The following is a 17,598-nucleotide window of genomic DNA, read 5'->3' on the forward strand; positions in this document are numbered from 1 at the left end:
AGCGGCTTTATGATTTTCTCCGTTAAAAACGATGAGAAACAACAAAAAACACAGCGCACCATCAGATGCACTGTGTTTCATTTTTCATATCAATTTCAGTATGTTATTATAAATTATCTTACTGAATTACGCCTGATCGGCAGAAATATCACCCTTCGGTGAACGTCCTTCCATAAAGCGTTCAAACTCCTGCCGGTCTCTGGCACGGCGCAATTCTTTCATATGAAGCTCGAACTCCGCCTTCGCTTCATCAAGCTTACGACGCTCTGCTTCCAGACGTGCAAGCTCCTGATCGCGCCACTCGTCAAAAGCAGCATTGCCGCTTGAACGATAGACAGAACCGCCATCAAAATTCCCAAAACCCTTACGGGCAGCATTCATGACATTATCGGTCGTCGCATTGACGTCTTTTTTTAAACCATCCAGACGGTCACCCCAGATGATATAAGCCAGCATAGCCAGCCCCAACGGCCAGAAGACAACAAAACCGATGACCATCAAGGCTATCGTGACAGGTGTCCATGCCGGGCGAATTAATGCAGCATTTTTCATGACATACCTCTTAAATTTTACAGCCTGTCTTTTGGGTGCCCTCATGCTAGTTTTACACATCGCCCAAAGACATTACTCAAAGCCAATGCGATGCATATCCACACATAAAAAGCCGATCCCTGAATGGCCGCTTCATTTCGCAGGTGGGCAATGAAATATGGCAATTCAAGAACCGGCATTTATTATCTTACAAGTCACTCATATAATTGATTTTTATACAGTCGTTGTCCGGTTGCGAAAACGCATACGTCGCAATTCACCCGGTGTTGTGCTGCGGTTTTTCTTCAAAGCTGTGGTCATATGGCTTTGCGAAGAGAAGCCAATCTTATCGGCAATATCCGCCAGACTTTCATCTGTCTCCTGCAAGCGGCGTTCGGCTTCATTCAGGCGTAGCATCAGTAAATATTGATGCGGGGTCTGGCCAAAACTTTCCCTGAAGGAAGTCAGAAAATGACCGGGCGAAACACCTAAGAAGTTAGCCATCGACGTGACAGAAATCTTCTTGCAAAAATTATCCCGCAGGTAATTTTCGATCTGCCGCATCGAATGATAACTCAAACCACCCATTTCCTGCCGGTCATAATTACGGCGCAGCACCGAATGATTTTGTAAAAGCAGTGTCACGAAAACCGTTTTCAAAGCATCCAGATAATGCTCAATAACCGGGCCGTTCTTCTGCATTTCTGCACGCAATAAATGTGCGACCTGCAAGCATTTGGCATCAACAAAACGGGCAGGTGCCGGAAAATACTCCTCAGCCGTCAGAGCCTTTTCACCCTCACAAGCCGCTTCCAGTGTTTGTACATCCAGCTTGACCACCAGATGTTCTTTTTGCACCGACCATGACATTTCAAGCATTGTATCGGCAGGCACGACTAAAATTGTGCCAGCCGGTGCATTGAAGGTTTCGTTGCGTCCAGTCGCCGTTTTCCAATGCAGATCGCGTGTTGCGGACATGATAATAATCGCCGTCAGATCATCAAAACTAGCAGAACCCGATCCCGCCGGTGTCACGGCATAGGTTAATTTACCATTGGTTGTCGTCAAACAGCGCTCACCGGCTGCGCGCAAAAAATTGCGCTCCGGCTGACGCTCTTGGCTAAACCGCTTATCAAGAGAACCCGCACTATGAGCTGGATGAATAGAATACATACTCATTAAAATCCCCAATGATTATTAACTTTATTAGATTTTTAAAAATATATTCGCAGCTTCTTGAGTAAGAAGTTTAAAATGAACTTAGATTTATATTGAAATCATTTTGTGCCGCACAAGCCGGTTAAAACTTGCTCTCCATAAAACGATTCCACTTACACGCTAGCATGATTATTTCCTCAAATGCAATTTATACGTGTAAATAATCTGCGTTTTACTATAGGCCACAACCCAATTTTGGTTAATAAAAACCTATATAAAATAAGATAAATAAACAAAAACAATGCTATAATCTATATCTTTGTCTACTGAAAAATTTAACAGTCCTCACAGACAACTTTTGATTGAATTTATTCAAATTTGCTAATGTACAAAATCTCACGCACTGGAACAAAGAGAATTCTTCTTTTTCAGCAAGGCTTCCAACTATGCTTATTCATATAATAAATTTCATACGTCATCATTTTTTAGACTTAACATCCTGCTTTCTTCTACTTCTTTCACTCTTTTACGCCGCCCGTTTCTTTTAGAAAAGAGGAAATACCTATTTGCTCGGGAACCCATTGATTGCAGGTAAAGCGCATCATCGATGTTTGCAGTGATAACAGCTGCGCAAACAGAGCGTAGTCATCTTCCATGCAATTGAAACGAGAAGACTAATTGCAAAAGCTACTTGCTATTGATTTGCATTTGCCTTAAATATAATCGCAGTTGCAAATCAATAGCAAGAAAGAATGCCAGCCGTATGACTGTTTCAGTGAAAACCAAGATCATCTCTGCGCTCTCTGCTCTTATGGTATCCACACTCGTCAGTGGCTCCGCATGGGCGCAAGAGAAGTTTAAAGCTGTCACAACATTTACCGTGATTGCCGATATCGCCAAAAACGTAGCCGGTGATGCTGCGATTGTAGAATCCATTACCAAACCAAATGCCGAAATTCATGACTATCAGCCGACACCCGGTGATATCATCAAGGCACAGGATGCCGATCTGATTTTCTGGAATGGTCTTGGTCTTGAATTGTGGTTTGAACAATTCTTTCAGAACCTGAAAAATGTTCCAAGTGCTGTTGTCTCAGAAGGCGTCGAGCCAATGGGGATTACAGAAGGCCCTTATAATGGCAAGCCAAATCCGCATGCATGGATGTCACCAAATGCAGCGCTGATTTACGTCGACAATATCCGTGATGCTTTCATGGAGCATGATCCGGCAAACAAAGATATTTATGCGAAAAACGCCGAAACCTATAAAGACCAGATCAAAGCGACCATTGATCCGATCAGAGCAGAACTCGCTGCTATTCCGGCTGACAAGCGCTGGCTCGTTTCCAGTGAAGGTGCCTTCTCTTATCTGGCACGCGATTTTGATCTTAAAGAACTTTACCTCTGGCCAATCAACGCCGATCAGCAGGGCACGCCACAGCAGGTGCGAAAAGTGATCGACGAGGTTAAGAAAAACCAAATTACCGTCGTCTTCTCCGAAAGCACCATTTCCGACAAGCCTGCCAAACAGGTAGCGCGTGAAACCGGTGCCAAATATGGCGGCGTACTGTACGTGGATTCACTCAGCGATCCGTCAGGTCCGGTTCCCACCTATATTGACCTCCTGAAAGTGACCTCAGGTACAGTCGCCAAAGGGCTTGCAGAATGAAGCCGCAAACTCTCCCAACTGCAAGCCTGAACACCGCCGCCGGATTATTAAATCCGGTGGCGGCACTTTCAGTCGATAATGCCACTGTTACCTATCGTAACGGCCACACCGCACTTAAAGATGCAACATTCAGCCTGCCTTCCGGCACCATCACCGCACTTGTTGGTGTTAATGGTTCAGGTAAGTCTACGCTGTTCAAGGCCATTATGGGCTTTGTTAATCTGGCGCGCGGTGAAATCTCTGTCTTTGGCGAACCTGTCGCCAAAGCATTGAAGAAAAACATGGTCGCCTATGTACCGCAGAGCGAAGATGTCGACTGGAACTTCCCGGTTCTGGTTGAAGATGTCGTGATGATGGGGCGTTATGGCCATATGGGCATGATGCGCATTCCCAAACGTGCCGACCATGAAGCTGTGACCGCAGCCCTTGCACGCGTTAATATGACAGAATTTCGCAAGCGCCAGATCGGTGAATTGTCAGGTGGTCAGAAAAAACGTGTCTTTCTGGCGCGTGCCTTGGCGCAAGACAGCAAGCTGATTTTGCTCGATGAACCATTCACCGGTGTTGATATCAAGACCGAAGATCAGATCATCGAATTGCTGCGCTCACTGCGTGAAGAAGGCCGCATCATGCTGGTCTCAACCCATAATCTGGGAAGTGTACCGGAGTTTTGTGACCGCACAGTACTGCTGAAACGTACGGTTCTGGCTTATGGCTTTACCGAAGATACATTTACGCAGGAAAATCTGGAAAAAACCTTTGGCGGTGTCTTGCGCCATCTGGTTCTGAACCAAGATGATCATGGCGGCGAAAAATCGCTCGGCATTATTACCGATGATGAAAGACCGCTGATCCTGCATGAGGACAGACCCGTGCAACAGCCAGCTTCCGCAAATAAATCATCGTCTCAATCAACTGGTAAGCCGGTAAAAGGAAAAGCATAATGAGTGTGCTGCTTGAGCCATTCAGCTACCAATATATGGTCAATGCCATGTGGGTATCAGCCTTGGTTGGTGGTGTTTGTGCTTTTCTCTCTGCCTATCTGATGCTGAAAGGCTGGTCGCTGATCGGTGACGCGCTTTCGCATTCTATCGTGCCGGGCGTTGCCGGCGCTTATATGCTGGGTCTGCCTTTTTCCATCGGTGCATTTTTCTCCGGTGGTCTGGCAGCCGCAGCCATGCTGTTTTTGAACCAGCGCACCAAACTTAAAGAAGATGCGATTATCGGGCTGATTTTCTCGTCCTTCTTCGGGCTTGGCCTGTTTATGGTTTCGCTTAAACCAACAGCAGTCAGCATCAACACGATTGTGCTCGGCAATATTCTGGCCATCACACCGGAAGATACATTGCAGCTTGCGATTATCGGCTTTATTTCGCTCGCTGTTTTGCTGGTGAAATGGAAAGACCTGATGGTGGTTTTCTTCGATGAAAGCCATGCCCGTTCTATCGGCCTCAATCCTTCCCTGTTGAAGATCATTTTCTTCACATTGCTGGCAGCTTGTACTGTGGCTGCAATGCAGACAGTGGGTGCATTTCTGGTGATCTGCCTTGTGGTGACACCGGGTGCGACCGCTTATCTTCTCACAGACCGCTTTCCGCGTTTGCTGACAATTGCCGTCCTGATCGGCATGATCACCAGCTTTGTCGGTGCCTATATCAGCTATTTTCTGGACGGCGCTACCGGCGGCATCATCGTTGTCATGCAGACAGCCATCTTCCTGATCGCATTTTTCTTTGCGCCTAAGCACGGCATGCTGGCCGCGCGCAAACGGGCTACAGAAACGCTGCGCTTGTCAGGGGAGCTTGACCAATGATTGATACTCTCTTGATGCCGTTTCAGTTCGAGTTTATGCGCTATGCATTTATCATCTCGCTGCTGATTGCTATTCCTGCCAGTATCCTGTCTTGCTTCATGGTGCTGAAGGGCTGGTCACTGATGGGGGATGCCATCAGCCATGCCGTTTTCCCGGGCGTGGTGATTGCCTATATTATCGGCATTCCTTACGCCATAGGTGCCTTTATCGCTGGTATGTTCTGTGCGATTTCGACCGGCTTTCTGAAAGAAAACAGCCGCATCAAACAAGATACGGTTATGGGTGTAGTGTTTTCTGGTATGTTTGGCTTAGGCCTTGTGCTCTATGTCAAAATCGAAACCAGCGTTCACCTTAACCACATCTTGTTTGGCGATATGCTGGGCGTAAGCTTTCAGGACATCATCGAAACCGGCCTGATTGCATTGGGTGTCACCGGCATTTTAGCGGTCAAGTGGCGCGATTTCCTGCTGCATGCTTTTGATGCCGCCCATGCGCGGGCTGTTGGCCTGCCGGTGCGCTTGCTTCATTACGGCTTGCTCTGCATGATCTCGCTCACCATTGTCGGCGCTTTGTCGGCAGTCGGGATCATTCTGGCCATTGCTTTGCTGATTGCACCGGGTGCCATTGCCTTCCTGATCACACGCAAGTTCAGCTCCATGCTAATCGTCGCCATTGTCGTCGGGCTCAGCACATCCTTCCTTGGTGTTTATCTGGCTTTTTTCCTCGACAGTGCTCCGGCGCCAACAATCGTTCTGCTGATGGCAATCTGCTTTATCGCAGCCTTTACATCAGCCACCCGCAAGGCAGCACGTATCGAGGCACAACACACCTCGTCTTGAAAGCGTGTATAAAACATTGCAAAGTGAAGGCATCGACATCAAAGATTAACGGAGATGACCATGCCTTCACAAAGCGCCCCGGCACAAAACACCTCAGCACAAGATGTTCTGGATTTCTGGTTCTCGGAAAATGTCGAGAAACATTGGTTTGTGCGCAGTGATGACCTCGATGAAGACATCAAACAACGCTTCGCAGCTCTTTATGAGCAAGCCCATAACGGCGCGCTGGATGCTTGGGGCAGTGAGCTGCACTCCGCCCTCGCCCTCACCATTATTCTCGATCAGTTTCCGCGCAATATGTTCCGCGGTTCCGGCCGTGCGTTTGAAAGCGATGCCAAAGCCCGCCAAATTGCCAAAGCAGCGATTGAAAAAGGCTTTGACCAGCAATTAACCGCGAAAGAACGTGCCTTTTTCTATCTGCCATTGATGCATAGCGAAGACCTGAATGATCAGAAAAAAAGCGTTGCGCTTTATGAAGTGCTGGGCAATGCCAATTCACTGGATTACGCGCATCAGCACCTCGATATCATCGCGCAGTTTGGCCGTTTCCCGCATCGCAATGCGGCATTGAAACGTGAAAACACGAGCGAAGAAACCGAGTTTCTTAAAACCCATTCGGGCTTTTAAAACTTCACTTTTCCCTTTTAAAAAATCGCAATTCCGCCTCAGATCAGGAACAGAAATTCTTGATCTGAGAGCGTGATGTGCTATCGGTTTTTTGACTGATTAAAAGCCACCCAAAGCTTAACTATAAGGATATATCATTATGGCTGAACTCATCCGGATCGCCATTGCCGGCCACGGAAACCTAGGACGCGGCGTTGAAGCAGCCATCAAGAAAAATCCTGATATGCAGCTGACAGGCATTTACACCCGCCGCCCACCGGCACAGGTATCGCCACTGACCGAAAATGTGCAGGTTTTCAGCATGGATGAGCTGAAAACCCATCAGGATAAAATTGACGTTTTGATTTTGTGCGGCGGTTCCAAGCAGGATTTGCCGGAACAAGGGCCAGAACTGGCAGCCCTTTTCAACACAGTGGATAGTTTCGACACGCATGCACGTATTCCGGAATATTTTGCAGCTGTTGATGCTGCTGCACTGCCGAACAAAAGAACCGCGCTGATTTCTGCCGGCTGGGATCCGGGCATGTTCTCAATCAACCGCGTGATGAGCGAAGCCCTGCTGCCGGACGGCGAAACCTACACCTTCTGGGGTGATGGTCTCAGCCAAGGCCATTCGGATGCAATCCGCCGTGTGTCAGGTGTTGCTGGTGGCGTGCAATATACCCGCCCTGTGCCGGAAGCTATCGAAAAGGTGCGCAGCGCCTCGCGCCCTGTGCTGACCACCCGTGAAAAGCACAAGCGTGAATGCTTCGTTGTTTTGCAGGAAGGTGCAGATGCCGATACTGTGCGTGAAAAAATCGTCACCATGCCGGATTATTTTGCCGATTACGACACCACCGTCAATTTCATCTCGGCTGAAGAACTGGCACGCGACCATCAGGCGATGGTGCATGGCGGCTTCGTTATTCGCAGCGGCAATACTTCCGACCAGAATGCACAAGTGGTGGAATATAGCCTGAAGCTCGACAGCAATCCGGAATTTACCGCCAGCGTTCTGGTGACCTATGCACGCGCTGTGCATCGCATGGCACAATCCGGCCAGCATGGTGCCAAAACCGTGTTTGATGTCGCTCCTGGCCTTCTCTCGGTCAAATCAGCTGCACAATTGCGCGCTGAACTGCTCTGATTCTTTTTTGCAGTGAATAAAAAAAGCTCTGGTTCCACCGAACCGGAGCTTTTTTGTTTTTAAGCGCATCAAAAATGCCCGGCAAATAGCAGGCAACGACCAGCGCAGAATCATAATAAAAGATGATTGCAAAATCTTTGCCCGCGAAAATGCTCAAATGATTGAGAGCCGCGCGGCGCACCAGTGAATTTAAATTTTAAAAGGGGGAAACTGGTGCTGCGAGGGAGGTTCGAACTCCCGACCTCTCCATTACCAATGGAGTGCTCTACCACTGAGCTACCGCAGCAAACACTTGATTGCGGCGGACTTCTGCCACATAAGAACCAAAACCGCAAGACAGCAATTGTAATTCTTTTTTCAGATTGTGGAAATCCGCGTTTGCTGGCACGGCAGATAGCCTTTTCCCACTGATCAGTCCAGAGCAAAAATGAACATGAGTGAAGATAAACCATTAACAGAACAGGAAAAACAGCGTTTAGCACAGGAAAAACGCCGCTCCGAGCAATTAAGAGCGAATCTTCAGCGCCGGAAAGCGCAGGTTCGTGCCCGCAGAGCCGGTGCAGAAGACAGCCGCCAAGAGGGAATCAAAGCTGCATCCACACCGGAAAATACGGAAAAAGATGAAAAAGCTTGAAGAGAATCAGTTGCTTCGCGAATCACAGCTCACTTTTGATCCTGAGAAACGCGAAAAACGGCTCTGCCCTTGATGCGGACAAAAAGCTGACCTAGAATCACTTTCAAGTGATAAGTCTACTTGGCATCCGCTTCACATTTCTGTACCCAGCACTTTCAGTTTCGTCCGCAAGCACAGTTATTGTTTAAGCCTCACAACCGGCATTCTTTTTCATTAACCGGCGCGTTACCGGTTTAGTGTAGAGAAGATAATGACTTCCCAGCGGCTCATAAGGTTAAACAGCATGGATCGTATTAAAATCATCGGCGGCAATCAGCTTAATGGGGTTATTCCTATTTCCGGCGCCAAAAACGCAGCTCTTCCGTTGATGATTGCGTCACTCATGACCGACGATACGCTGACACTGGAAAATGTGCCGCATCTGGCAGACGTGGAGCAGCTAATCCGCATTCTTGGTAATCATGGCGTTGATTATTCCGTCAATGGTCGCCGTGAGCATCAGGATAACGGCTATTCACGCACCATCCATTTCACTGCCCGCAATATTGTTGACACCACCGCTCCTTATGAGCTGGTTTCCAAAATGCGTGCAAGCTTCTGGGTCATTGGGCCGTTGCTGGCACGTATGGGTGAAGCGAATGTATCGCTGCCGGGCGGCTGCGCCATTGGTACACGTCCGGTTGATTTGCTGCTTGAGTGCCTGATTGCACTGGGTGCTGAGATTGATATCGACAATGGCTATGCCAAGGCACGCGCACCAAACGGTCTGATCGGTGCAGAATATACCTTCCCGAAAGTATCTGTCGGTGCCACCCACGTCATGCTGATGGCAGCAGCCTTGGCAAAAGGTGAAACCATCATCCACAATGCAGCGCGTGAGCCGGAAGTGGTCAATCTTGCCGACTGCCTCAATGCCATGGGTGCGAAAATTTCCGGTGCCGGTAACAGCACAATTACCATTCAAGGCGTTACCAACCTGACCGGTGCCCGCGTCCGCGTCATTCCTGACCGCATCGAAACCGGCACTTATGCCATGGCGGTTGCCATGACAGGCGGTGATGTTCTGTTGAAGGGCGCGCAAGAAGAGCTGTTAAGCTCGGCCCTTGATACATTGCGTCAGACAGGTGCCGAAATCACCTCCACGCCGGAAGGCATTCGTGTAGTGCGTAATGGCAACGGCATCAAGCCGGTTGATATTACCACCGAGCCATTCCCTGGCTTCCCGACCGATTTGCAGGCGCAGTTTATGGGTCTTATGACCAAAGCGCAGGGCACATCAAAAATCACCGAAACCATTTTCGAAAACCGCTTCATGCATGTGCAGGAACTGGCGCGTCTGGGTGCGAAAATTTCGCTCTCCGGCCAGACAGCCACGGTTGAAGGCGTTGAACGTCTGAAAGGTGCACCGGTCATGGCAACCGATCTACGCGCATCCGCTTCGCTGGTTATTGCCGGTCTTGCCGCGGAGGGTGAAACCATCATCAACCGTGTCTATCATCTAGATCGCGGCTTTGAACATCTGGAAGAAAAGCTCTCCCGTTGTGGTGCGCAAATTGAACGCATCAGCGGTTAAGCACGCTTTTTAAAGCTCTGTTTAAAAAGAACGGGCGGTTTTGAGGCAGATTATACCTCAGACCGCCCTTCTTTTTGGCTTTTTAAATGCCGGCAGCACTTTCGCGCCATAAGGATGATTGCAGAACCAAAGGGTTATGTGGCATGACAAGAGCAAGCAGGACAAAAAGCATTAAGCTCAAGGGTAGAAAATCATGCTGAAATTGATGGCACTCGATCAAGAAGATCTGCAAATCATTTCCGCGCATCTGCAAGATGCCGTGCTCAAACCTGCCGATATTCAATATCTCCACCAGGAAAAGCGCTTTATCATCACCATGAACCGCTTTGTCTGGGAAGGGGCGCAATCCGGTTTTAAACTGAAACTCTTTGGCAAGCGCAGCTATGAACGCCGCCGCTCAAGCCTGCATTTCAACCGTGTTTTAAGTGTCAAAACCGTCGGCATCAATCGCGACAGCGATCAGGATGTGCTTTCCCTGCTTTCCATCAGTTTCACTGAAACAGAAGCGCCGCATGGCACGGTGGAGCTGATTTTTGCCGGACGTAACGGCACAAAACCGGCTATTCGCCTTGACGTGGAATGTATTGAGGCGCAAATCACTGATCTGGGGCCTGCCTGGGAAACAAATGCCAAGCCGAAACATGGTGTTTAAGGCCTGTTGCTGATACTGCTATGCCTGAACAAAAAATGTTCAGACACAGCCGGATGCCAATAAGAATTTAAGAAGGAATACCAGCGTGGTTCAAACGCTTCGTCAAAGCAGTCCTGATTTCGAAGAAAAGTTTGCTGAATTTCTAAACAGCAAGCGTGAAGTTTCCGCCGATGTGGATCGGGTGGTACGCGAAATTGTGGATCATGTGCGTCGTGACGGCGATAAAGCGCTGATTTCCTATTCCAAAACTTTCGACCGTATCGATCTGGATAAAACCGGCATTGCCGTTACCAGCGAAGAAATCGACGAAGCTTTCAAACTTGCTCCGGCCTCGACCGTTGAAGCATTGAAACTGGCGCGTGACCGCATCGAAGCCCACCATGCCCGCCAGATGCCGCAAGATGACCGCTACACGGACGCTTTGGGCGTAGAGCTCGGCTCGCGCTGGACAGCGATTGAAGCTGTCGGCCTTTATGTACCGGGCGGCACTGCAAGCTATCCAAGTTCGGTTTTGATGAATGCCGTGCCTGCACGCGTTGCAGGTGTTGAGCGTATCGTCATGGTTGTGCCTTCGCCGGACGGGATTTTAAACCCGCTGGTGCTGGTCGCGGCACGCCTTGCCGGTGTATCTGAAATTTACCGCGTCGGCGGCGCACAGGCGATTGCCGCTCTTGCCTATGGCACCGAAACCATCAAACCGGTTGCCAAGATTGTCGGCCCCGGCAATGCGTATGTGGCTGCCGCCAAGCGCATTGTGTTCGGAACCGTCGGCATTGATATGATCGCGGGGCCTTCCGAAGTGCTGGTTATTGCCGACAGCGATAATAATCCGGACTGGATTGCCGCCGACCTCTTGGCACAAGCCGAGCATGACACTGCCGCACAATCCATCCTGATGACCAATGATGAAGCATTGGCCAAAGCAGTTGATGAAGCGGTTGAGCGTCAGCTTAAAACTTTATCACGCAGCGAAACGGCAGCCGCAAGCTGGCGTGATTATGGCGCGGTTATTCTGGTGGATGACTTTGAACAAGCCATTCCGCTCGCCAACCGTATTGCAGCCGAACATCTGGAAATTGCCACCGAAAATGCTGAAGAGCTGGTGGATAAAATCCGCAATGCCGGTTCTATTTTCATTGGTAAATATACACCGGAAGTCATTGGCGATTATGTCGGTGGCTGTAACCATGTGTTGCCGACAGCCCGCTCTGCCCGCTTCTCATCAGGCCTTTCTGTGCTTGATTATGTCAAACGCAGTTCTATTCTAAAGCTCGGGCCTGAACAGCTACGCGCATTAGGCCCTGCTGCTATTGATATCGCCCGTGCCGAAGGCCTTGATGCCCACGCACAATCGGTTGCAATCAGATTGAATCTTTGAGGACATATGACCAGCGGCGGTGAAGCCCGATTGATTGATGTTGAGCTGGATGAGTCCATTGGACGCTCCACGCCTGACATTGAGCATGAGCGTGCCGTCGCTATTTTTGATCTGATTGAAGAAAACAGCTTCCGTCCCGTGGGTGACGAGATCGGCGGCCCTTACAAATTGCGGCTTTCGCTGCTTGAAAAACGGCTGATTTTTACCATCTCAAGGGAATGCGGAGAACTTGTTGCCACGCATATTTTGTCGCTCACCCCTTTGCGGCGCGTTGTGCGCGATTATTTTATGATCTGCGAAAGCTATTATGAAGCCATCCGCTCTGCCACGCCCAGCAAGATTGAAGCCATTGATATGGGGCGCAGAGGTCTGCACAATGAAGGCTCGCAAACATTACAATCCCGTCTCGAAGGCAAGATTGAGGTTGATTTCATCACCGCGCGCCGGCTGTTCACGCTGGTTTGCGTGCTGCATTGGCGGGGGTAAACTTGCATGATCGCCAGTGAAGATGTATCAAGCCCCGCAGAAGACGTAGACCCCCCCCTTAAACTGGGTCTGCCCTCTTCCATTCTTTTCGTTTGCGGCAAAAACTCTATCCGTTCGCCAATGGCCGAGCTTTTAACACGCCGTATGTTGAGCAAAAGCGCTTATATTGCTTCTGCCGGCGTGAAAAAAGGAGAGCGCGACCCGTTTGTGGATGCGGTTCTGGCTGAAGAAGGTATATCGCTTGATAACCGCCAGCCCCGCAACTTGGATGAACTGGAAGACGGCTATTTTGACCTTATCATAACACTGACACCTCTGGCGCATCACACGGTTTTGGAAAAAATGCGCGGATTTTCAGTTGATGTTGAATATTGGCCAACGCCTGATCCGACATTACTGACCGGCTCCAGAGAGCAAATACTGGTCGCTTATCGTGATGTTCGTGATCGTTTAAAAAAACAAATCGAACAGCGTTTCGCATAATCCAGAGCATTTATATTGATGAAGATGAACCACTGCAAAAAAATGCTCTGTTTATTTTCCCACACGCATCTTATCTGAAAACCGTTACACACTTTTCAGGATGCGCTTATAGCGCATTTCAGTTGTTCACAAACGCGTCCTAATCATATAGGTTCCGCGCAAATCCCGATGAACCGCCTTTGACGGTTTATTTTAACGACTATCAAACATAAGTTTTAAGAAAAGAAACAGGTATCGCATGGCGAAAGAAGAAGTCCTCGAGTTTCCGGGCGTAGTTACTGAACTGCTGCCAAACGCAATGTTCCGCGTTAAACTCGAAAATGATCACGAAATCATCGCTCACACCGCTGGCCGTATGCGCAAAAACCGCATCCGCGTTCTGGCCGGTGATAAAGTGCTGGTTGAAATGACCCCTTATGACCTGACCAAAGGTCGTATTACCTACCGCTTTAAGTAAGCAAGGCTTACAAAGCTTTAGAGCTGGTATCAGTTTAACCGGTATAAGGCTGACTGGTCTATGTCTGGCCATTATCTCACGAGCCGATCCTCACAAGAAAGTTTCTCCTTATGAGCGCTCAGCATAAGTTGGTACTCGCATCAGGTTCCCCGCGCCGGATTGAGCTTTTGGCGCAGGCTGGCATTACGCCGGACCATATCCATCCGGCCGATATTGATGAGGCACCATTGCGCGCCGAGCATCCGCGCTCGCTCGCACGGCGCTTGTCACGCGAAAAGGCTGAAAAAGCAGCCGAACAATTGCGTGGCGATGAAGCCTATGGTGCCAGTTTCATACTGGCCGCCGATACGGTGGTTGCCGTTGGTCGGCGCATGCTGCCCAAAGCTGAACTGGAAGATGAAGCGCGCGAATGTCTGCGGCTTCTCTCCGGCCGTTCGCACAAGGTTTTCACCGGCGTCTGCCTTATTCAGCCAAACGGCAAATTGCGTCAGACAATCGTTGAAACCCGTGTCCGCTTTGAACGTCTTACCCGCACGCATCTGGATGCCTATCTGGCTTCGGGCGAATGGCGTGGTAAAGCAGGCGGTTATGCCATTCAGGGGCTTGCCGGAAGCTTTGTTGTCAAACTGGTTGGTTCTTATACCAATGTGGTTGGCCTGCCGTTGAATGAAACGGTAAGCCTGCTGGCAAGTGGTGATTATCCGGTCTATAATCACTGGAATACAGGCAAGGTTTAACAGCCGCTATGAGTGAAAACAGCAAAAACGGCAGCGAATCGAATGTGACGCCTTTGCGCCCGACGCGTCCCTGCCCTGAATGTAAAAAACCATCCTCGCGCGAACATTATCCGTTTTGTTCGTCCCGTTGCCGCGATGTGGATCTCAATCGCTGGCTTTCCGGCACTTATGTGATTCCCGGACCACGCATCGAAGAGGATGATGAAGAGGCGGAATAATCCGCCTTTTTCTTTTTCCAGCATTTTTAGCCGTGAATCAGCCATACATTTTAATGATTCACGTGAAATATTTTGCAATAAAAAGCCATCAGCCCCATCTTGTTGATGGTAAAAACAACCAAATAAGCGCTGAAGCCTCTGTTTTTTATACGATTTTCAAGGCTTAGGCTGTTAATTCGTGAAATCCACCGCATAAAAGCCGAAAAATTATAAAGTCCCACTGGACAGACAAAAATTTGCTGCTATAAACCACCCATTCCAGCGAATAACTCATTCGCTTCTCCGGCAACTCAGCTTGCAGGAACGGGATGCCCGGATAGCTCAGTTGGTAGAGCAACGGATTGAAAATCCGTGTGTCGGCGGTTCAAGTCCGTCTCCGGGCACCATTCATCTTCCCCCTTCAAAATTAAACTTTCAAGATATTGCGCTTATTGCATCTGCTTTGTTATGCGCTCTGCATTTATTTTGAAGTCCGATTGCGCTCGATAGCAGTGTAGGGCTGAAACATATTTTGATGCTGACAAGCGCCACTTCAATGCTACACTTATCCGGATAAAGCCGGAGGTCATAATGCGCACTTTTCTCATTTCATTGTTTTTGCTTCTTCCCGCCACAAGCTTGATGGCCGCCGAACCAGAAGGCAAAAAGCTGTCGCAAATCATTGCCGAAATCGAACAGAACAGTGATTTTGCTTATGTTGATGAAGTCGATTGGGACAGAAAAGGCTATTATGAAATCGAATATTATTTGAAAACTGGTGCTAAAGTCGAAGTCCGTATTGACCCTAAAACCGGCGCAATCGTGCCGAGATAAAAGCTGCGGTAAAATACAGGGTTTTTAATCCAAAAAAATCCACAGCTCACCCTAATATTATTCTAAAAAAACTGGATTCTTCATAATAATCCGTCAAAATGAAAAATATTTTTTATATCTTTTAGCCGGAAATAGTTGTTTCCGGCTAAAACCAACTGAAAATGTGGCCTTTCCGGATGGTTAACACTCGCAATCGGATATGCAACTAAAGTTTTAAGGTAAAAATCAGCCATTTCTGTACGCTCAAATTTAATATGAGCACGCTCGTCAAAATTGGCTTTAAAAATCAAAGCTTTATTTTGAATTTTTAAAAAAGTTTAAATTAGCCCCTGTTTCAGCGCGTCAGTTTTCAATGCAGCATTTTGCAAACAGAACTATTTTTCAACCCACGTAAAGCAACCTATGGTTGCAAACTTCCCATTAAACAAACTGACAATAGTCCCCCTCTTGTCAGGGTTTCAGAACATAATATCATGGACGTCTAAAGCTTTTTTCCGAGGGGAGGTTTAATGTTTAAGAAGATTTTACTGGCGAGCGTTTGCGCTTTTGCGTTTAGTGGCATCGCCAATGCCGAAGTGGTTTTCAACCGCGGTAATGATACCGATCCGGCAACGCTTGACCATCATCGCACATCAACGGTCTCTGAAGGCCGCATCATGAAAGACCTCTATGACGGTCTTGTCATTCAGGATGCAAAAGGTATTCCGGTTGCCGGAACGGCAAAATCCTGGGATATTTCCGAAGACGGTCTGGTTTACACCTTCCATCTGCGTGATGATGCCAAATGGTCCAATGGCGATCCGGTCACTGCCGGTGATTTCCTCTTTGCTTATCGCCGCATTATGAATCCGGCTACCGCTGCGGGCTATGCCAGCATGCTGTTCCCGATCAAAAATGCTGAAGAGATTGCAGGTGGCAAGAAGCCTCTCGAAGAGTTAGGCGTTGAAGCTGTTGATGATCACACGCTGAAAATCACCCTCAATGCACCGACCCCTTACTTTCTGGAACTGCTGACCCACCAAACCGGTCTGCCAATGCACCAGAAGAGCGTTGAAGCAAACGGCGACAAGTTTACAGCCGCTGGCAAAATGGTCACCAATGGTGCCTTTATGCTGGAAAGCTTCCAGCCGAACGACAAAATCGTCATGAAAAAGAACCCGCATTATTATGATGCGGATCAGGTCAAGATTGATACGGTCAATTGGATTCCATTTGAAGACCGCGCATCCTGTATGCGTCGCTTCGAAGCCAAAGAAGTGCAGGCTTGCTCGGACGTTCCGGCTGAACAGATTGACTATGTAAAGAAAAATCTGGCCAAGGAATTCCGTATTGCCCCTTATCTCGGCTCTTATTATCTGCCGATCAAAGGCAAAACCGCTGACAGCAAGCTGAAAGACCCGCGTGTGCGTGAAGCCATTTCTATGGCAATCGACCGTGAATTCTTGTCCGAACAGGTCTGGCAAAACACTATGCTGCCGGGTTATTCGGTCGTACCTCCTGGCATCAACAACTATGTTGAAGGCGGCGTTCAGCTCGAATTTGCCAAAGACGACATGCTTGAGCGTGAAGACAAGGCAAAAGAACTCCTGAAAGAAGCAGGCGTTGCACCGGGTTCGCTGTCTATCGAACTCCTCTACAACACCTCTGAAAACAACAAAAACACCATGGCTGCCATTGCTGATATGCTCAGCAATATCGGTATCAAGGCTTCGCTCAACGAAACCGAAGGTGCGACCTATTTCAACTTCCTTCGTGAAGATGGTCCGTTCGATATCGCACGTGCTGGCTGGATTGGTGACTATAACGACCCTCAGAACTTCCTGTTCCTGACCGGCACCGGCATCAGCTTCAACTATTCGAAATGGTCAAACAAAGACTATGATGCGCTGATTGCTAAAGCAGCAGTCACCACGGATATGAAAGCCCGTGCAGAAGTGTTGGCTGATGCAGAGCGTCTGATGCTCAAAGAAACTGCGGTTATTCCGATCCTTTACTACTCATCCCGCGCGCTCGTTGCAGACAATGTTGAAGGTTATGAAGATAATCTGATGGATGCGCATGCAACACGCTGGCTGTCCTTGAAGGATTAATCACATTTCACGGCTGCGAAGAGACAATCTTCGCAGCCGTGAGTTCTTATTTTCAATTAGAAATTATTAGCCAGCGACCAAATGCTTTAAAATAAGCGCAGTGATATCGCCGTTGATCACAGGTGCAAAGGCAATAACCGCCTTTATCATCATCACCTGACCGGCTCTTCGCATTCCATCTTCGGTTTTTGTAATCCTGATCAAAAAGGCGTTGATGGCTGGCATGATAATTTCAACGAGCACAAGACGAACAACGGTCGCCTTCGGGCTGACGTTTAAAAAATTGAAGGGTGCGTTCATGCAAGGAATAAACC

General features: G+C 48.6%; 20 protein-coding genes and 2 tRNA genes. 18 read left to right on the plus strand and 4 right to left on the minus strand.

What is annotated here, in order from left to right:
• Positions 1-126: 126 nt before the first annotated feature.
• Positions 127-552: a DUF2852 domain-containing protein gene (locus ABDZ76_RS05135; protein WP_343802197.1), complete on the minus strand. Its 426-nt coding sequence runs from the start codon at positions 550-552 to the stop codon at positions 127-129.
• Positions 553-765: 213 nt separating this feature from the next.
• Positions 766-1,710: a helix-turn-helix domain-containing protein gene (locus tag ABDZ76_RS05140; RefSeq protein WP_343802201.1), complete on the minus strand. Its 945-nt coding sequence runs from the start codon at positions 1,708-1,710 to the stop codon at positions 766-768.
• A gap of 790 nt (positions 1,711-2,500) precedes the next feature.
• Between ABDZ76_RS05140 and ABDZ76_RS05145 the strand changes: the two genes are divergently transcribed.
• The 6 genes from ABDZ76_RS05145 (at position 2,501) to ABDZ76_RS05170 (ending at position 7,763) form a co-directional block, all read left to right on the plus strand.
• Positions 2,501-3,358, plus strand: a complete 858-nt coding sequence (locus ABDZ76_RS05145) for a metal ABC transporter substrate-binding protein (protein ID WP_343803122.1) — start codon at positions 2,501-2,503, stop codon at positions 3,356-3,358.
• Positions 3,355-4,302: a manganese/iron ABC transporter ATP-binding protein gene (locus tag ABDZ76_RS05150; protein ID WP_343802204.1), complete on the plus strand. Its 948-nt coding sequence runs from the start codon at positions 3,355-3,357 to the stop codon at positions 4,300-4,302. Before ABDZ76_RS05145 ends, ABDZ76_RS05150 begins: the two co-directional genes overlap by 4 nt.
• Positions 4,302-5,171, plus strand: coding sequence for a metal ABC transporter permease (locus ABDZ76_RS05155; RefSeq protein WP_343802207.1), 870 nt, complete (start codon positions 4,302-4,304; stop codon positions 5,169-5,171). Before ABDZ76_RS05150 ends, ABDZ76_RS05155 begins: the two co-directional genes overlap by 1 nt.
• Entirely contained in the window at positions 5,168-6,010 is an 843-nt protein-coding gene (locus ABDZ76_RS05160) for a metal ABC transporter permease (RefSeq protein WP_343802210.1), read from the plus strand. The genes ABDZ76_RS05155 and ABDZ76_RS05160 overlap by 4 nt, the downstream gene beginning before the upstream one ends.
• A 60-nt stretch (positions 6,011-6,070) precedes the next feature.
• On the plus strand, positions 6,071-6,637 hold the full coding sequence (locus tag ABDZ76_RS05165; protein WP_343802213.1) for a DUF924 family protein: 567 nt from the start codon (positions 6,071-6,073) through the stop codon (positions 6,635-6,637).
• A gap of 139 nt (positions 6,638-6,776) precedes the next feature.
• The gene (locus tag ABDZ76_RS05170; protein ID WP_343802216.1) at positions 6,777-7,763 is read left to right on the plus strand and encodes a diaminopimelate dehydrogenase; all 987 of its coding nucleotides are present in this window, start codon (positions 6,777-6,779) and stop codon (positions 7,761-7,763) included.
• Positions 7,764-7,974: 211 nt separating this feature from the next.
• On the opposite strand, the gene ABDZ76_RS05175 is transcribed toward ABDZ76_RS05170, so the two are convergent.
• Positions 7,975-8,049, minus strand: a tRNA-Thr gene (locus ABDZ76_RS05175).
• A gap of 147 nt (positions 8,050-8,196) precedes the next feature.
• On the opposite strand from ABDZ76_RS05175, the gene ABDZ76_RS05180 reads away from it, so the two are divergent.
• The 12 genes from ABDZ76_RS05180 (at position 8,197) to ABDZ76_RS05235 (ending at position 17,284) form a co-directional block, all read left to right on the plus strand.
• Entirely contained in the window at positions 8,197-8,397 is a 201-nt protein-coding gene (locus ABDZ76_RS05180) for a hypothetical protein (RefSeq protein WP_343802219.1), read from the plus strand.
• A gap of 283 nt (positions 8,398-8,680) precedes the next feature.
• Positions 8,681-9,970, plus strand: coding sequence for a UDP-N-acetylglucosamine 1-carboxyvinyltransferase (murA, locus tag ABDZ76_RS05185; protein ID WP_343802222.1), 1,290 nt, complete (start codon positions 8,681-8,683; stop codon positions 9,968-9,970).
• Positions 9,971-10,163: 193 nt separating this feature from the next.
• Positions 10,164-10,622, plus strand: a complete 459-nt coding sequence (locus ABDZ76_RS05190; RefSeq protein ID WP_343802226.1) for a DUF2948 family protein — start codon at positions 10,164-10,166, stop codon at positions 10,620-10,622.
• A gap of 85 nt (positions 10,623-10,707) precedes the next feature.
• On the plus strand, positions 10,708-12,000 hold the full coding sequence (gene hisD / locus ABDZ76_RS05195; protein WP_343802229.1) for a histidinol dehydrogenase: 1,293 nt from the start codon (positions 10,708-10,710) through the stop codon (positions 11,998-12,000).
• A gap of 6 nt (positions 12,001-12,006) precedes the next feature.
• Entirely contained in the window at positions 12,007-12,486 is a 480-nt protein-coding gene (locus tag ABDZ76_RS05200) for a UPF0262 family protein (RefSeq protein WP_343802232.1), read from the plus strand.
• 6 nt (positions 12,487-12,492) lie between these two features.
• Positions 12,493-12,969, plus strand: coding sequence for an arsenate-mycothiol transferase ArsC (locus ABDZ76_RS05205; protein ID WP_343802235.1), 477 nt, complete (start codon positions 12,493-12,495; stop codon positions 12,967-12,969).
• A gap of 238 nt (positions 12,970-13,207) precedes the next feature.
• Entirely contained in the window at positions 13,208-13,426 is a 219-nt protein-coding gene (gene infA, locus ABDZ76_RS05210; protein ID WP_184221405.1) for a translation initiation factor IF-1, read from the plus strand.
• 110 nt (positions 13,427-13,536) lie between these two features.
• Entirely contained in the window at positions 13,537-14,163 is a 627-nt protein-coding gene (locus tag ABDZ76_RS05215; RefSeq protein WP_343802241.1) for a Maf-like protein, read from the plus strand.
• Positions 14,164-14,171: 8 nt separating this feature from the next.
• Positions 14,172-14,381: a DNA gyrase inhibitor YacG gene (gene yacG, locus ABDZ76_RS05220; RefSeq protein WP_343802244.1), complete on the plus strand. Its 210-nt coding sequence runs from the start codon at positions 14,172-14,174 to the stop codon at positions 14,379-14,381.
• A gap of 310 nt (positions 14,382-14,691) precedes the next feature.
• Positions 14,692-14,767, plus strand: a tRNA-Phe gene (locus ABDZ76_RS05225).
• A 184-nt stretch (positions 14,768-14,951) separates the two neighbouring features.
• Positions 14,952-15,194: a PepSY domain-containing protein gene (locus ABDZ76_RS05230; RefSeq protein ID WP_343802247.1), complete on the plus strand. Its 243-nt coding sequence runs from the start codon at positions 14,952-14,954 to the stop codon at positions 15,192-15,194.
• A gap of 509 nt (positions 15,195-15,703) precedes the next feature.
• Positions 15,704-17,284 carry a peptide ABC transporter substrate-binding protein gene (locus ABDZ76_RS05235; protein WP_343802250.1) on the plus strand — a complete coding sequence of 527 codons (1,581 nt, stop codon included), beginning with the start codon at positions 15,704-15,706 and terminating at the stop codon, positions 17,282-17,284.
• A 66-nt stretch (positions 17,285-17,350) separates the two neighbouring features.
• Here the strand turns inward: ABDZ76_RS05235 and ABDZ76_RS05240 are convergent, their stop codons facing one another.
• Positions 17,351-17,584 carry a hypothetical protein gene (locus ABDZ76_RS05240; protein ID WP_343802253.1) on the minus strand — a complete coding sequence of 78 codons (234 nt, stop codon included), beginning with the start codon at positions 17,582-17,584 and terminating at the stop codon, positions 17,351-17,353.
• Positions 17,585-17,598: the final 14 nt, after the last annotated feature.

Source organism: Paenochrobactrum glaciei, assembly GCF_039522165.1.
GTDB lineage: Bacteria > Pseudomonadota > Alphaproteobacteria > Rhizobiales > Rhizobiaceae > Paenochrobactrum > Paenochrobactrum glaciei.

What these genes read in the sequence shown, in the direction of transcription:
- ABDZ76_RS05140 (WP_343802201.1), bottom strand. Translation starts at nt 1,710, where the DNA reads ATGAGTATGTATTCTATTCATCCAGCTCATAGTGCGGGTTCTCTTGAT.
- ABDZ76_RS05235 (WP_343802250.1), top strand. Translation starts at nt 15,704, where the DNA reads ATGTTTAAGAAGATTTTACTGGCGAGCGTTTGCGCTTTTGCGTTTAGT.
- ABDZ76_RS05135 (WP_343802197.1), bottom strand. Translation starts at nt 552, where the DNA reads ATGAAAAATGCTGCATTAATTCGCCCGGCATGGACACCTGTCACGATA.
- murA (WP_343802222.1), top strand. Translation starts at nt 8,681, where the DNA reads ATGGATCGTATTAAAATCATCGGCGGCAATCAGCTTAATGGGGTTATT.
- ABDZ76_RS05215 (WP_343802241.1), top strand. Translation starts at nt 13,537, where the DNA reads ATGAGCGCTCAGCATAAGTTGGTACTCGCATCAGGTTCCCCGCGCCGG.
- ABDZ76_RS05155 (WP_343802207.1), top strand. Translation starts at nt 4,302, where the DNA reads ATGAGTGTGCTGCTTGAGCCATTCAGCTACCAATATATGGTCAATGCC.
- ABDZ76_RS05190 (WP_343802226.1), top strand. Translation starts at nt 10,164, where the DNA reads ATGCTGAAATTGATGGCACTCGATCAAGAAGATCTGCAAATCATTTCC.
- ABDZ76_RS05240 (WP_343802253.1), bottom strand. Translation starts at nt 17,584, where the DNA reads ATGAACGCACCCTTCAATTTTTTAAACGTCAGCCCGAAGGCGACCGTT.
- infA (WP_184221405.1), top strand. Translation starts at nt 13,208, where the DNA reads ATGGCGAAAGAAGAAGTCCTCGAGTTTCCGGGCGTAGTTACTGAACTG.
- ABDZ76_RS05160 (WP_343802210.1), top strand. Translation starts at nt 5,168, where the DNA reads ATGATTGATACTCTCTTGATGCCGTTTCAGTTCGAGTTTATGCGCTAT.
- yacG (WP_343802244.1), top strand. Translation starts at nt 14,172, where the DNA reads ATGAGTGAAAACAGCAAAAACGGCAGCGAATCGAATGTGACGCCTTTG.
- ABDZ76_RS05170 (WP_343802216.1), top strand. Translation starts at nt 6,777, where the DNA reads ATGGCTGAACTCATCCGGATCGCCATTGCCGGCCACGGAAACCTAGGA.
- ABDZ76_RS05200 (WP_343802232.1), top strand. Translation starts at nt 12,007, where the DNA reads ATGACCAGCGGCGGTGAAGCCCGATTGATTGATGTTGAGCTGGATGAG.
- ABDZ76_RS05165 (WP_343802213.1), top strand. Translation starts at nt 6,071, where the DNA reads ATGCCTTCACAAAGCGCCCCGGCACAAAACACCTCAGCACAAGATGTT.
- ABDZ76_RS05145 (WP_343803122.1), top strand. Translation starts at nt 2,501, where the DNA reads ATGGTATCCACACTCGTCAGTGGCTCCGCATGGGCGCAAGAGAAGTTT.
- ABDZ76_RS05205 (WP_343802235.1), top strand. Translation starts at nt 12,493, where the DNA reads ATGATCGCCAGTGAAGATGTATCAAGCCCCGCAGAAGACGTAGACCCC.
- ABDZ76_RS05180 (WP_343802219.1), top strand. Translation starts at nt 8,197, where the DNA reads ATGAGTGAAGATAAACCATTAACAGAACAGGAAAAACAGCGTTTAGCA.
- ABDZ76_RS05150 (WP_343802204.1), top strand. Translation starts at nt 3,355, where the DNA reads ATGAAGCCGCAAACTCTCCCAACTGCAAGCCTGAACACCGCCGCCGGA.
- ABDZ76_RS05230 (WP_343802247.1), top strand. Translation starts at nt 14,952, where the DNA reads ATGCGCACTTTTCTCATTTCATTGTTTTTGCTTCTTCCCGCCACAAGC.